This window comes from Microcystis flos-aquae FACHB-1344 (assembly GCF_014698375.1).
Classification (GTDB): domain Bacteria; phylum Cyanobacteriota; class Cyanobacteriia; order Cyanobacteriales; family Microcystaceae; genus Microcystis; species Microcystis aeruginosa.
The window spans coordinates 1-14,425 of sequence record NZ_JACJSW010000160.1 but is presented as its reverse complement, the minus strand read 5'-3'; the positions used below and the strand labels follow the sequence as shown (position 1 = coordinate 14,425).

13 protein-coding genes are annotated in these 14,425 nt (G+C 40.1%); 7 read left to right on the top strand and 6 right to left on the bottom strand.

Translation table 11 applies throughout. The annotated features are described in order from the left end of the window. Nucleotides 1–42: 42 nt before the first annotated feature. Nucleotides 43–696: a sulfotransferase family 2 domain-containing protein gene (locus H6G48_RS14730; protein WP_190722319.1), complete on the bottom strand. Its 654-nt coding sequence runs from the start codon at nt 694–696 to the stop codon at nt 43–45. A gap of 462 nt (nt 697–1,158) precedes the next feature. On the opposite strand from H6G48_RS14730, the gene H6G48_RS14725 reads away from it, so the two are divergent. The 5 genes from H6G48_RS14725 to H6G48_RS14705 all read left to right on the top strand — a co-directional run bounded on the left by H6G48_RS14725 (nt 1,159) and on the right by H6G48_RS14705 (nt 9,210). After that, on the top strand, nt 1,159–3,228 hold the full coding sequence (locus H6G48_RS14725) for an ABC transporter ATP-binding protein/permease (RefSeq protein WP_190722318.1): 2,070 nt from the start codon (nt 1,159–1,161) through the stop codon (nt 3,226–3,228). A 61-nt stretch (nt 3,229–3,289) separates the two neighbouring features. Beyond that, nucleotides 3,290–4,459 (top strand): DUF6014 family protein, encoded by a 1,170-nt coding sequence (locus tag H6G48_RS14720; RefSeq protein WP_190722317.1) that lies wholly within the window; start codon nt 3,290–3,292, stop codon nt 4,457–4,459. A gap of 428 nt (nt 4,460–4,887) precedes the next feature. Further along, complete coding sequence (locus H6G48_RS14715) at nt 4,888–6,900, top strand: phospholipase effector Tle1 domain-containing protein (RefSeq protein WP_190722316.1); 2,013 nt, start codon at nt 4,888–4,890, stop codon at nt 6,898–6,900. A 51-nt stretch (nt 6,901–6,951) separates the two neighbouring features. Further along, on the top strand, nt 6,952–7,437 hold the full coding sequence (locus H6G48_RS14710) for a hypothetical protein (protein ID WP_041804435.1): 486 nt from the start codon (nt 6,952–6,954) through the stop codon (nt 7,435–7,437). Between the two features lie 111 nt (nt 7,438–7,548). Continuing rightward, nucleotides 7,549–9,210, top strand: a complete 1,662-nt coding sequence (locus H6G48_RS14705) for a GUN4 domain-containing protein (protein WP_061430373.1) — start codon at nt 7,549–7,551, stop codon at nt 9,208–9,210. Nucleotides 9,211–9,518: 308 nt separating this feature from the next. Here H6G48_RS14705 and H6G48_RS14700 read toward each other — a convergent pair whose 3' ends face one another. The 3 genes from H6G48_RS14700 to H6G48_RS14690 all read right to left on the bottom strand — a co-directional run bounded on the left by H6G48_RS14700 (nt 9,519) and on the right by H6G48_RS14690 (nt 11,243). Beyond that, the gene (locus H6G48_RS14700) at nt 9,519–9,701 is read right to left on the bottom strand and encodes a hypothetical protein (RefSeq protein WP_012268180.1); all 183 of its coding nucleotides are present in this window, start codon (nt 9,699–9,701) and stop codon (nt 9,519–9,521) included. 109 nt (nt 9,702–9,810) lie between these two features. Beyond that, nucleotides 9,811–10,275 carry a helix-turn-helix domain-containing protein gene (locus H6G48_RS14695; protein ID WP_002799684.1) on the bottom strand — a complete coding sequence of 155 codons (465 nt, stop codon included), beginning with the start codon at nt 10,273–10,275 and terminating at the stop codon, nt 9,811–9,813. Between the two features lie 218 nt (nt 10,276–10,493). Further along, nucleotides 10,494–11,243 (bottom strand): SIMPL domain-containing protein, encoded by a 750-nt coding sequence (locus H6G48_RS14690; RefSeq protein ID WP_190722315.1) that lies wholly within the window; start codon nt 11,241–11,243, stop codon nt 10,494–10,496. 573 nt (nt 11,244–11,816) lie between these two features. Between H6G48_RS14690 and H6G48_RS14685 the strand changes: the two genes are divergently transcribed. Further along, a complete protein-coding gene (locus tag H6G48_RS14685) occupies nt 11,817–12,122 on the top strand; it encodes a DUF433 domain-containing protein (RefSeq protein WP_190722314.1) in 306 nt (101 codons plus the stop codon). Between the two features lie 2 nt (nt 12,123–12,124). Next, nucleotides 12,125–12,475, top strand: coding sequence for a DUF5615 family PIN-like protein (locus H6G48_RS14680; RefSeq protein WP_190722313.1), 351 nt, complete (start codon nt 12,125–12,127; stop codon nt 12,473–12,475). 491 nt (nt 12,476–12,966) lie between these two features. On the opposite strand, the gene H6G48_RS14675 is transcribed toward H6G48_RS14680, so the two are convergent. Next, complete coding sequence (locus tag H6G48_RS14675) at nt 12,967–13,344, bottom strand: DUF5615 family PIN-like protein (protein WP_190722312.1); 378 nt, start codon at nt 13,342–13,344, stop codon at nt 12,967–12,969. Between the two features lie 5 nt (nt 13,345–13,349). Then, nucleotides 13,350–13,784, bottom strand: coding sequence for a ribbon-helix-helix domain-containing protein (locus H6G48_RS14670; protein WP_190722311.1), 435 nt, complete (start codon nt 13,782–13,784; stop codon nt 13,350–13,352). Nucleotides 13,785–14,425: the final 641 nt, after the last annotated feature.

The window sequence follows — 14,425 nt, the reverse complement described above, 5'->3', positions numbered from 1 at the left end:
CTGATTTTATCTTCAAACGGTTTTCCTAGTTAATCCAATATATCAAAATTTATAGCCAAATTTCTCTATATCTCTGCTAAAGGATTTTGCGATAATCTCAATAGTATCATCATCGTAATATTCACGGTAGTTGCCATGTTTTGAGGAATTAATATGAGGTAAAGTCGCATTTCTACCAAGTTTTTCACATAGGACACTGAAGTCGTTATTAAGATTTTCAAAACGGCAGATAAAATCTACTAAAATTTTCCCTTCATGATCTGTAATCCAATCCAACTGAGGCATAAACATTTTAGGGATGTCATAATACAAAGGAGCTTTATTCCCGTAGGTCAACTTAACCCACTCTTTAAATTTTATTGGTTTTGTCCTTAAATTTGTCTGATTGGTTTCAACACGATAATGAAAGTGAGAAATAACTTTGTCCCAAGGATTTCTAACACTTGTAAATTTATATACTCGCTCCCACCTTTGTTTGCCCATTTCGTCAATTTTTTCTAAAGCAGTTTTATGCTCAAAAGGTAAATTTAGAGATTTCTCAATACTTCTGCCACCTGTCTTATTAATATGAATAAAGACAACATTGCCAGAATAGCGTTGACGCAAAAGTTTAACTTGTTCACCGACATAATAGGGAATATATAGTATATCTGTAAACTCTATTTTCTGATTAGCAAAGGCTGGTATTACTGGCATGAGTTAGTCTGTTAAAGGCGACAGAAAGACAAAGTTGAGAAAAGCAAAAAAAGAAGCTAAGGCGAGCAAGTCAGACAAGCAGGTCATAGCCGTCCCTTGTGTCCTGACATCCTATCATAGGAAAGGAAATTTGTCATGGAAGAGAAAATAAAATTTGTCATGGTCAACGAAATTCGGTAATATGTGGTAGTCTGAGAAGCGCTCACTAGCTTTAGCTATCAAAACGATGGTTACTTGTAGTAAGATAACGAGGGTTAAAAAAGCAGTAGCAGGGGGGCTGAGAAAGCCATCGCTCTATGCTGACAGATAAAGCGACGGGAGTATGTTACCACAACTCAAACACAATAACCTTAAAATTGTCGGGGAGCTTTATATTTTCGCCAATTGCCTTCTACTCCGCCAATCCAGCCAAAATCTAAAATCATTCCAGCAAAATGTCCACAACTCAAATATAAATGCTATATGTCCGCCAAAGTCCCTCAAGATCGATCGACGACTAATATTATCTCCGATGTCAGCAAATTTTGGCACAGTGTCAAGCTGATCGCTGCTCCCTATTGGTATCCTACTGAATCGGGGGGAAGGACTTTTGCCGATGTGATGAAAGCTTGGGCAATGCTCATCCTACTAATCGGGGCAATCCTAGGAGTTGTGGGATTAAATGCTTTCAATAGCTTTGTTAGTAATTACTTAGTTGATGTCATTCTTGAAAAAAATGATTTTGATAAATTTGTCAGAACTTTGGTAGTTTTTGCGGTTGGACTGCTCTTTGTCACCCTTTTAGTTGGCTTGCTTAAATTTCTCAGAAAAAGAATCGCCCTAGATTGGTATGCTTGGCTCAATGACTGGATTCTCAACAAATATTTGCATAATCGCGCCTATTACAGAATTAATTTTAAATCCGATATCGACAACCCAGATCAGCGTTTATCCCAGGAAATTGAGCCGATTACCAGTAAAGCTCTCTCCTTTTTTGCCGTTGCCCTAGAAAATGTCCTAGATATGATCACTTTTTTAGTGATTCTCTGGTCAATTTCTTCCTCTGTAGCCATTATCTTAGTCGTTTGGACAATTCTCGGTAACGTCATTGCTATCTATTTTAACCAAGCTTTAAATAAAATTACTCAAGAAGAATTAGAACTTAAGGCTAACTACAATTATGCTCTAACCCACATTCGTAATCATGCGGAGTCAATCGCTTTCTTTGAGGGAGAGAATCAGGAATTAAATATTATTCAGCGGCGATTTAATAAACTCTTAGACAGCGCTAAACGTAAAATTGATTGGGAGAGAGGCACAGAAATTTTTAGTCGGGGCTATCAGGCGGCAATTCAAGTATTTACTTTTGTCATTTTGGGTCCTTTGTATATCAATAGTGAGGGCATTAGTTTCGGACAGGTCGGGCAAGCCTGTTTAGCGGCTAATTTGTTTGCTACGGCGCTGGCGGAATTAATTAGTGAATTTGGCACTTCGGCACAATTTAGCAGTTATGTTGAACGTCTATCGCAATTTTCCCAAGCCTTAGAAGAAGTCATTAAACAACCGGAAAATTTAAGCACGATTACAACCATCGAAGAAAACCAATTTTCCTTTGAAGATGTCACCTTGCAAACCCCCGATTATGAACAGGTAATTGTCGAAAACCTCTCCCTTTCTGTTCAGCCTGGACAAGGTTTATTAATTGTCGGGCCGAGTGGTCGGGGTAAAAGTTCTTTGCTACGCGCTATCGCCGGTTTATGGAATGCAGGCACAGGCCGATTAGTGCGTCCCCCCCTAGAAGAAGTATTGTTTCTGCCCCAACGTCCCTATATAATTTTAGGAACCTTGCGAGAACAGTTACTTTATCCCAATCGCAATCAAGAAACCAATGAGATAAAATTGAGGGAAGTTTTACAAGCAGTCAATCTCCAAAATTTACTAAATCGAGTCAATAGCTTTGATACAGAAGAGCCTTGGGAAAACATTTTGTCCCTGGGAGAACAACAACGTTTGGCTTTTGCTAGGGTATTAATTACCCGTCCCAGTTTTACTATCCTCGATGAAGCCACAAGTGCTTTGGACTTAAACAATGAGGAAAATTTATATCGGCAATTGCAGAAAACTCACACAACTTTTATTAGTGTCGGACATCGGGAAAGTCTCTTTAACTATCATCAATGGGTTTTAGAACTCTCTAGTAATTCCCATTGGCAACTGCTTACAGTGGAGGAATATCGCCGACAAAAAGTGAAAGAAATTATTAATATTTCTGTCGATAATTCTCAAGATAGGCTCGAAGATTTACCGAATCAGGAAACCGAGGTCAATCCTAAAATCAATTCTGCCGGGGAACCCCCCCCCGAATCGCCAACGACAACAATCTTAACAGAAGTCGAAGAGGGACTTTCCCATGCACAAATGAAGGAATTAAGCGACTATTCCCTTAGTAGCATCAGAAGCAAAGCCAGTCAGGGAAAATCAATTACGGGGAAAGATGGACTGACCTATCGCTATGACAAAGACCCTAAAATCTTAAAATGGCTAAGAGTTTAGCCGATGAGAGACGGGTCAAAAAACAACGTTAAACTATTACACCAACTTAGCTACCCAAAAAATGAATCAAACCCTGGTTAATCAACAACAGTTGTTCCAAGAAATCGTCCAAGATATCGAGCAAAATAAAATTGCAATCGCGGCGAAAAAACTCCGTCAACAGGAAGCAGATAGCTGTGAAGTTCCGGCTCAGTGGCTCTGGAAAACAGCAGCGGCTTTAGAAACCAACGACTGGAGCATTTTATCAGAAGATTTCATTAATCTGAATTTTATCGGTAAAAATGGTTATTTTCTGATGATTGCTCCCTATCGCATCAATCGTCAGGGAGAACGACAACTCACGTTGAGTGCAATTTACGGAAAAATTCACCAAAATAGTCAACCTTCTATCGAACAACTAGAAAGCTTGACTCGTGAAAAATTTGGCAGTCTAAGACAACCGATTCCCAGAAATTTATCCTTTACTGAAATTGCTAGTTGTGGCACGGTTAAAGGTGAAAAGGGGGAGGCTTTTATCGTTCCCCATAGGTGGACTTTTCCCAATAGTGTTCAAGGACCAGCTTTAAATAATGCCAGTGAGCAAAAACGACGCTTTTCCGGTTCTAGCTACGAATGTATCCGAAAAATTTTTGAGCCAGAAACGGCCGATTTGCTATTAAGACCCCTAGAGGATCAAATTAATGGTGAACGCTATCGCCATCTCGATACCCAATTCCATGAAGCGGGTCATGCTAGTGGGTTGGGATTTGACTTAAAACTCAAAAATAAACTGTTTCAAAACTATACCTATGCCGGAGTCGAGGAGTGGCGCTCAGATAGTTTAGGCTTTGAATTTGCCGATTGTGCTTTACCTGCCGAAGAAGCGGGAAAATTAGTCGCTGTTAATTTCTGCATTCGCTTTGGTTTAGATGCTCACCGTTTAGGGGGTTTAGAAAAAGATGTGGATGTCCACGCTAGTTTGATCAGTTTGGAATATCTCTTGCAAAATGATGCTATTTATCTCACAAAAAATGGTCAATTGTCCCTGCGTAATGTTAGTTATCCAGGCTTACTAAAAGCGGTGGAAATGCACCGAACAAAAGCCTTATCTCTAACGCGAAGGGAGTTAAATCTAAATAGTCCAACAGGTCTTTTTGCTCTGTATAAAGTAGAGATTCATCCCGCAACCCAATTAATTTTTCAGGGACTAATTGTAGAGCGCTGCCGCGGAATTTGGTCAGAGTTACAATAAGTACCTAGGGTTTGCTGTTAACCGGCCCAGGGAGGGATGTCAATCAGCCATGAGCATCCCTCCAAATCCTATTGATGGCGATAGGGATTGGGGTCAACTCCTCTGAGTTTCTCGCCACAGCAAGTGCCGGCTCTGGAATATTAGTCGTTGACTCCTAAGTAGCTGTTTGCAATTAAATAGAAGATAGGTTTTGCACTCGATCCCCCCTGCCCCCCTTAATAAGGGGGGTGCCGACAGGCGGGGGGATCTTAGAGTTTTTTACGCCCATCTACTTACACATTTATTTATATATATATCGCTAGATAACTAAAATGTGTTAAGCTAGGCGGTAGGATTCTGGGAAATCATGACAGATAAATCAATCTCTTATTAGTCAGAGTCCCTGAACCCCTGATTACCCCTTTCTCCCCCGGTCGATGACAAAACCAATGGCTGAACAACGCTCTGTACTAAAATTTAATGGCATCGATGATCATATTGATCTATCCCACGGATTTCTTGACATCGATCAGAGTATTACCATTACATTTTGGGCAAAAGGGGAAAATAATTTAGCTACAGAAACGACTCTTTTAGAAGCTGTTAATCGGGAAAATAACCGGGTTCTACATATTACCCTGCCTTGGGGCGATCCCGTGAAACCTGCGATTTTTTGGGATGCGGGTAATGAAGAAGGTTTCGATCGAATTGAAAAAAAAGTCAAGCTTAAGGATTATAGCGATTGGACTCATTGGGCCTTTGTCAAAAATGCGACCACAGGCCGAATGTTGATCTATCGCAATGGTATCATTTGGCATCGTGGCAACGGTCATAACCGTGCCTTAACGGGGATTGAAAAAATCATCTTGGGAGCCTCTGTTAATCTCTCTCATTATTGGCAAGGTTGTCTTGCAGAACTTTCTGTTTGGAATCAAGCGCGTAGCCAAGAAGAAATCCAAAAAGCGATGTATCAATCTCCCTTAGTTGATGACCTTGGCTTAGTTACTTATTTATCACTCAATGGCAGTGCCGAGGATCAAACAAGTTATAGCAATCATGGTATTCTTTATGGGACAACCTGGCAACTAGATAGTCTTCCCTCCAAACCGACCTCGATCCCTAAATCAAAAGTTCAGACTAGCAGTAAAGCTAGAAGGAGTGCGAAAAGGATAACAATGGTCAACGAAATTTTTAACTCCCTTGAAGAAGAAGAAGTGGTTGAACAGGATGCTCCAGCCGAACATCAAGAACCTTCCCTGGAAGAGAATCCAGAATCAATTATAATTGCCGCAGAAGCTGCTCTTGCCAGCAATGAAATGGAGGAGATTACTAAAACGGCAATTTCTCAACCAGATATCCTGACTTATTCAAACCAGAAAAAACGGTTAGTTATTTGTTGTGATGGTTCTTGGGAAGACTCTACCAGTTCTTACCCCACCAATGTGGTTAAATTTGCCGAATCTATTAAGTATATTGCCGAGGATCAAACCCCCCAAATCGTCTTTTTGTCAGGTTCTGGCACCCCCGAAGATAACGAATTTATTAAAAGTTTAGGCAATGAAACTTTTGGCTGGGGCCTTGATCGAATGATTCAAGATGCCTATCGTTTTCTTGTCCTTAACTACAATCCCAAAACCGAGGATGAAATTTATTTGTTAGGTTTTAGTCGAGGCGCATATATCGTTCGTTGTTTGGCTAGTTTTATCGATAAATGTGGAATCCTAAAACGCTCTAAGATTAAAGAAATTCCCCTGGCTTATCAACTCTATCGAGACCACACCGTTAGTTCTGATAGTGCCAAAGCTCAACAATTCCGTGCCGCTAATGCTAAAAAAATTGAGACAGAAAAGGAAGATTTTCAAGATCGTATTCCAGTCAAGATGTTAGGTTGTTGGGATACAGTTGGCAATTTTGGTATTCCTGATTTAACTCCTTGGTTTCCCCTGGCTAAGTTTTATCATAAAAAATATGAATTTAGTAATACAAAATTAAGTCCGATTATCCAGAATGCTTTTCATGCTGTTGCCATTGATGAAAAACGTAAAAACTTCCCTTCCACTCCGATCAAAGCCAATCCAGAAAATCCCGAACAAGTTGTCAAAGAAGTTTTATTTGTGGGTGAACATACCTGTCTAGGTGGTGGCAAAAAAGAATATCAAGGACTTTCCGATTACCCGTTACAATGGATGATTAATCAAGCCAAAAAATTGGGATTAGAGTTTGACTCAACCACCTCTGAATCTGAGGAATTCCAAATTAAACTAGACCCGACCATCAAGTTCGATAATACTGTTAAAGGATTGTCGTCCTTAGGAGGTGAGCAATGGCGATATTTCAATACAAAAGTTGTCACTGTTCATCACAGTGTGGTAAAACGATTAAAGGCTTTTTCAGATTATCGTCCCAAAAGTCTTGAACCTTTTCTTCAAGCTTTACTTGACGACGATCAACAGACAGATTAACCTTGCTTTAGAATTAAACTAATCCTTCGCTAGAAATTTGAGGTGATTTTTATGGAACTCGATAACATTATCAAAAAAGTGGCAGGTACTTATTTAGCTTCGGCTATTATTGCTGTCATCGTGCTAATTCTGACCCTCGGACAACCCTTTGTAGTTTTTCTGGGTATTGGAGCGATGGGGTTGGTTACTGTGCTAGGAGATGCGATTGCTCAGTACGGAATTGAAGCGGTTCTGAATGCTTTTTACACTGAGCGAAGTAAAAAAGAATCCCTGGAAACACTTTTGGCAGAAATTGATGCTTTACCTCTGACTGATGACCTGAAATTAAAAACCAAAAAACACTTGACTGACCATCAAGAACAGACAGTAAAGCAGCAAGAAACGGTAACTGAGCCAACTCCTGAAAGTCCTCAAACAGTTGTTATTGAAAATGAACCAGTTATTGAAAATGAACCAGTTATTGAAAATGAACCAGTTATTGAAAATGAACCAGTTATTGAAAATGAACCGGTTGTTGTTGAAGTTGAAAATGTTTAATTAGGTATTGCTCCCTCTTGCAATAGCTGGGGGCAGCGGATGATTATTGCTAAGTATTGAGGAATTTTTTGGTCTAAGATAGCTATGCTAAATAGGAACTCTCAACATCTGATGACCTATAAAAAAATTGCCATTTATGAGCAAAGCTATCAACTTCCTGTTTTTAAAAATAGATACTTAAAAAATTTTCAGAAAATCATCAAGGAACGTCGGAAATTAATTCAAGAAGGAGTTCGCTACCATTACTATTTTGGTAAGATTATTAAACGAAAAGAAAAAATTACTCAACAAGAAATCTTGATCGAGACTCAGTTATTAATTAAAGACTATAATTTATTAATTAATGGACTAGAAATCTATCAAGACGGATATTATCGTTTTTTACTCCAACTCAGTGACAATCTCAAAATTTTATTTTCCCAAAAATATCAAGAATTGAAAATCTTAGACTACGAGAGAATAAAGTTAGAAATTAAAAATAATAATAATCAAAATATTCTCAATCAACTCAAGCTGGAAAAACAGGAAAATTTTCGGGCAATTTTGCTACTGGGAAAAACATCTTTTTTGATGTTGAGAAAAACTAAATTACTAGGGGAAGGAGTTCAGAAATTAGCCGAGGATACTCAAAAGCAGAAAAAAATTGTGCAAGCAATTATTCAAGAACTCAAAATTTATGAGGAATTAAATCATTATCAACTCAAATCTCAACGAGTTCGCCAAGAAATTGCGGATCTTGCCCAAAATGCGATTAATTTTGAAAACTACTTACAGGACTATTTTGCTCCTTTTCAATTATTAATAGAAGAAGTGATTAAGGTGGATGAAGAATTTTATGCAACAGTTGGAGAAATTAAGTATTTGGTAGATAATATTTTTCCACCTCAGCCTGCTCTCTTAGAAACGTCAGATTCAGCCATAAATTCTGAGTTTTTGCTAAATTTTCTGGCGACTGGTTACGAGAAAGAAGCAAGGTTAAAAGAGGCTTTTTCCTCTGATCAATTTAATGATTACTTATTCAATGAAAGTGAATGGTCAGAACAATTTATTTCCCTAGAAAAAACCATCAATAAATTATCTCATCATTTAGCAGAACAAGAGGCTTGTCAAAAAGACACTATCCCCAAAACTCCCCTAGCAATAGTTGTCTCTCAATTCACTCAAAACAATATTCACAAATCTTCTACTTCTAAAAATCCCCAGACTTCCCCAAATATCTTAACTCAAGAATCGGCTGATATTGATTATAATCAATTACAAGATTTGCTAAGAAAGCAACAGTGGCAAGCGGCCGATCGCCAAACAACCAAGCTACTATTGAAAATCTTGCGTAAGACCTACTGGAATGAGGTTTATCCTCAAGATATTGCTCAATTACCTTGTTCGGATCTGAAAAAAATTGATCAACTTTGGCTTCATTATAGTAATGGTCATTTCGGTTTTAGTATTCAGCAAGCCATTTTCTCTAGTCTCGGTGGTTTAGTGGATTATGAAACCCAAAAGAAACTTGGCGATCGCCTAGGTTGGCGGAAGGAAGGTCAATGGCTCAATTATGAGCAACTAAACTTTGAATTAGAGCCGAATTCTCCCCTCGGTCATTTACCCGTTCATTGGTTGATTTTTGAAGAAAATCTTTGTTACCCATCTGCGGAAGCTTCTGACAATCAAAACTCCCTGGCTTTCTGGAGAGTTGGCAATTGGTTATTGTGGCAACTTCACCTCGTTTTAAGCAAAATTCAAGCCTGTGGAATTATTCCTCTGTCTGACTTTTAAAGCGATTATAGCGTTTCCCAATCTCATGAGGTACACCAAAATCTTAACTCCTGAATCCCGAATCCTGAATCCTGAATCCTGAATCCTGACGACCGGCTACTGACTCCTCAAAACCTAAGACTCTGTACCTCACAACTATGGGAATTGCTATATCTAAGCTGTTGACTATCTAAATTACTCGTTAATTAACAGGGATCAGGGAGAGGCAGTTTGAGCATTGATACTAAAATTGCCAATACATACGCAGTTTAAATGCAGTACAGCTTATCATCCTAAATCCTGTTTTAAAAAGCAGATAACAATCAATCCTAAGTTAGCCAATGATAGTTAGTCAAGTTTTTAATTTCATTAGTCATTGTTTCTTCCATTGCTTCAATCGTTTCAAAATGCTCATTAACCAGGGGTTCATCTACTAGAGACCATAATCTCTCGGCTGGCTGTAATTCTGGGGAATAAGCAAAGTAGAAAATCGAGCATGATTCCCTCGGCAACTTAAAGTTTTTGACTTCTATCTGAGAATCGGGAAATTTATCTCTTAATTATTGGACTTTTACTGGTAAATTCTGCTTAAATTTTTCTGGTTTAACTGGGTCTCCCTTTTTATGTTTTGGTCTCGGTTTTTGACAAGAATATCTGCACTTTTTTTAAGTAATCCCATCCCCTTTGATTCCAAACTTTTTCTCGTCCCGTTTCCTTTTCTATCCATCTAGCCACCTTCGGACCTGTCCAGATTCCTCCATCGGCAGGACGTTTTTTCAGTTCTTCTTTTAATTTTTGCAATTGTTCTTCCTTCAATAAAGGTTCTTTTCCTCTCCGATGTTCCCCACTTTTTTTCTTGAGATTTTTAACTCCTTCTTCCCCTAATTCATTATATCTTTTGAGAATTCTAAAACTATATTGATAATCTAATCCTACAGCTACTGCAGCATTTTTGATTGTCCATCCTAACGATATTTTCCACAATAAGTGCCATCTTCTTGTTTCTACTGAGTCTTGACTTCTTCTGTATCTATCTTTCAGTTCCTCTGAACTTAGATGTTCGGCTAAGTAAGCTTTCTTGGGCATTTTATCTCATTGTTTTTATTTACCCTATTATAACAGGATTTAGGCTCAAACGGTAAGTCTGCCAAAGGAAGCGTCAAAAGCGCAAAATCTGCGAGATTAGTTTTGGAAACGCTAATCTCAGCGAAGCCGATTAGCTTAGTTCCTATCGCTCTCATCGTCAAGTCTAGCTCTAGCACAGAGGCTCCCCTGTCTGGAAGCAGTAAGGATTGTTTTGTAATTCACTCGATCCCAAACGTCACCGAAACGACCGCGGTAATATCTTTGTCGATCGAGGAGGTGTCGTAAATTCCCGAATCGCTCACGTCAGTGGAATTGCGCGAGGTGATCTGAAAAACTCCCGTTTTGGCATCGCGCACCCTTCCCACCCGACTGCCGGTACTACTGGCGATCGCCTCGGCTCTCGCTCTCGCATCCTTGGTCGCCGCAGCCACCATTTCCACCCGCAGCTTATCGAGTTGGGTGTAAAGGTATTGGGGGGGTTCAGAGACGAGGCTAATTCCCTCCTCGATCAATTCCGTTACCTGCCTAGAAAGTTCCGTGTAACGGGCCACATCCCCCGCTCGGATATCGAAGCGTTGGCTGAGGCGATAGGCGAGAATTTGCCCAGTTTCCTGGCCGTTAGCTGTTACTTCGGGAATCGCCATCGTCTCGATCGCGTTGGTGGTGATTGCGTCGTCAGGAACTTGTTTTTCTTTGAGATAAGCTCGTATCCGCTCGGTTTGTCGAATCAGATCGCGATAGGCTTCGCGGGCGGTGGGTTGTTGACTGGAAACCGATAAACGCCAGAGAATATAATCGGATGTAATCGCCTTTTTTGCCGAACCAGTCACGACAAAAACATCGCTGGCCCGTTTCACCGCTAAGAGGGAGCGCGCCGCTATCCAGGAACTCAAGACGAGAGCGATCGATAGCACCGACAAACCCGCGAATAGCTGCGGGAAACGTCGGAATATAGAACTGTCTTTCATCGTCACTCCTCCTCAAAATTCGACGTTTCTATCCTATGCTAGTAGCGAGCGAGTTGAAATTATTATTTACAAAAATAAATTTTTCTTGCGTCAGGTTGATGCGTTTTTACAGATCGACTATCTTGGCCATAAATCACCTAAAAAGAGGCTTTATGCCTCATTTTTGCAACACTCCCCAAGATATCTGAGATTGCGGTCGCTTTCGCTCAAAACTTGACTGGATAAGCTTTCCTCTGATTCTTCTCTATTTGAGGGACATTTTAAAACTGCGATCACGGAAATCTCCTTGAGAATAGCAATTCTAAATTTGCCCTGTAGCAAGGCTTTTGGGGGTTAGTTCGCATAATACGGGATAAAATTCAATGGGATTGCGAATTTCATTTCACGAGTCTTCAGGCTTTTGACGTGATAGTACATCCAAAGTTGCCCAAAAATCCCCCTTTAAAATGTTCTTTAAATCACTAAAAGACTTGCTGTGTCTAAAAATGATAATTGCTAAATTAAAAATGTTAGCTTTATTTTCAACCGTTATTGTGATATAATGAAAAGGCAAATTTATTAATAATTTTGATAATGACTACGACAACAATTGAAATTGGAACTTTAATTGATCGTTCTCCTGAAATTCGAGGAGGAAGACCAACAATTGCCGGGACAGCAGTTACAGTGCGTCGCCTTGTTTCTTGGTATAAATTAGGGCTGACTCCTGAAGAAATTTTAAACCGGATGGGACATCCCCATTTAGATTTAGCAAAAGTTTATGCTGCTTTAACTTACTATCATGCCAACAGGGAAGAAATTGAAACTGATTTAGCTCAGGAAGAAGCCGAGGTGAAACAATTTGAACAGGAGTGGCTTCAATCTAAGTTAAATAAATAGTCATGCTGACATTATATTTAGATGAAGACTCGATGGATCAAAGCCTTGTAGCAGCTTTAAGAGCTAGAGTAGTCGATGTGATAACGGCTACAGAAGCAGGGATGTTGGGGCGCTCCGATTCAGAACAATTAGACTATGCTACTGGTCAAGGACGGGTATTATACACTTTTAATCGAGGCGATTTTTACCGCCTACACACTCAGTATTTAACGGAAGGTAAATCTCATCGAGGAATCATACTCGCTCCTCAACAACGTTACTCAATTGGAGAACAATTAAGCCAAATTTTGGAATTAATTTCTGGGAAAACAAGTGAACAGATGGAGAATAATGTAGAATTTATTAAAGGGTAAGCCCTGCCCAATTTACAAATCTTAAAGCTTAAATCCTATTCGCCGCTCTTTTGCCATTTCTTGCGCTTTTTTTAAGCTCATAAAATCTCTGCTTATTTAGGGTTTGCTGAAAAAGTCTGTTGGTGGGGTTAGGAGTCGGTCGTCAGTAGCCGGTCGTTTCAGGCTTTGTTGCCCTCTTTTTTTGTACCAGTTTATGTACTAAAAGAAGGATAATGCCAGGTTTTTGAAGGTCTTAATCCTATATTCGCAGCATGAACATCGGATTTTAACAGGTCAAAAGCCTTATTTTAAAAGGGTTTTACCATTATTCAGCCAGCCCTATTTACACACACAGAAACGGCGTGAAAAATGCCGACTACAGATAAAGCCTCCAGAAGAGGAGTTCGTCCAACAGCCCTTGGTTTCGTGAAGATGATCTCCATTGTCAACCCACCACAGCATGACCCACTCTCTGTTGACGACGGGTTTGACTCCCAATATGCCCAAAGGAATCAAATTTTTGGCTTCAAATAAACAAGTCGGTTGGTCCAATGCTGCTTTTCTTGCAGTTCCCATAAGGCTAAAAGCGAACGGATCAAAAGACCGAAATTGCTAGGGGGAATAGACTGATAATCGATAAAAATAACGCCGCTATGACTTTTCCGAGCTTCCCCCCATTCCCACAAAAGCGGGGGAATAGTGTTCTGGTCGTAAGTTACTAGGGTTAATCCGGCTTCAGCCGCCGCTTTTAAGACGATTTCATCCGAATAACCCAAATATCTACCTTTTTGCCAAGTGATTAGGGGAAAAATCGAGATTTCTGGAAGTTTATAACTAATTTGTTCGGCAACCGTCGGAGAAATATGTTCATCCAATAAAAAAGATAGCATTTTGGCTATTCCCCGCTCACATCAGCAGAAACCGTCATCGTTTCCAATTGCGGCAAGAGCCGCTTTATCGTTGTTTCATTGATAGCTTGAGCATCGGAAATCGCAGTCTGGACTTCTGACCGATAGGCTTCGGCATAGAGCAGGGCGGAGCGTACCCATTCCAGGGGTCGATGAAAATGTGCCGCCGTTTTTTCTTCATCTAGCCCGTAGCTTTGAGCGATTTGAATTACTTCCCACAGAGCCAAACTGGAGTTTTTTAGATAGGGTTGTCGCCCCAAAGGAGAATGGCGAAATTCAATATAGGGGAACTCGCTTTCTCGGAGGGATTCCTCGATTAAGATCGCGCCGGTTTCACTAGGGGTTTTTCCTAGTCGGCGGGCTAACCGTTTCAGTCGTTCTGCTGTGTGGTCGGGCAGTCTGGTGCTAACAACTTGGGACATCAAATTTTTTACCCTTTAATTACACTGTTTACAGTGTAACTCGAATCATTCTGCCAATGCCATTAAAGAAATGACCGTTCACCGAAAAATTGGGACTGAAAACCTGTCCTTCGCCCCAACCTCAACGCCCAATCCCCCCAGATCGCTACCAAAGACCCATTCAGTGCGCCGCTTTACCCCCACCGTCAAAGTTTACCAGGAAGTCAACCGATCGATGTCTAACTACGAGCGGCATGAGTACCGGCGGCGTTTGGGGGATAGGGAATTTGAGGTAGCACAGGTTTAAAAACAAGGCTCTTCTGGTTTTTATGTGGCAACGAGGTCTATACCGATAGTTTCTTCCCCAAAATAGCCCTAAAAGTGTTGCTAAGCACTTCACGATTCCATAAGCAAAAGTTATCACACAAAGTCGAGAAGAACCCAAAAGGCTCTTCTCTACTTTGTGTGATAATTTTTGTTTATGTAAGGTGAAATGGTTACTGAATAATACTTTTAGGACTATTTTGAAAGAAGAAACTATCAGTATAGCTGGACTTCCCCCATACAGAAATACTAAAAAATTAACAAAACCCTTACTGCAGGTCGCTTCTCAGAAAAAATTGAAAAGACGCTACTGGGTACATTTTCCCTTTGAAAATGGC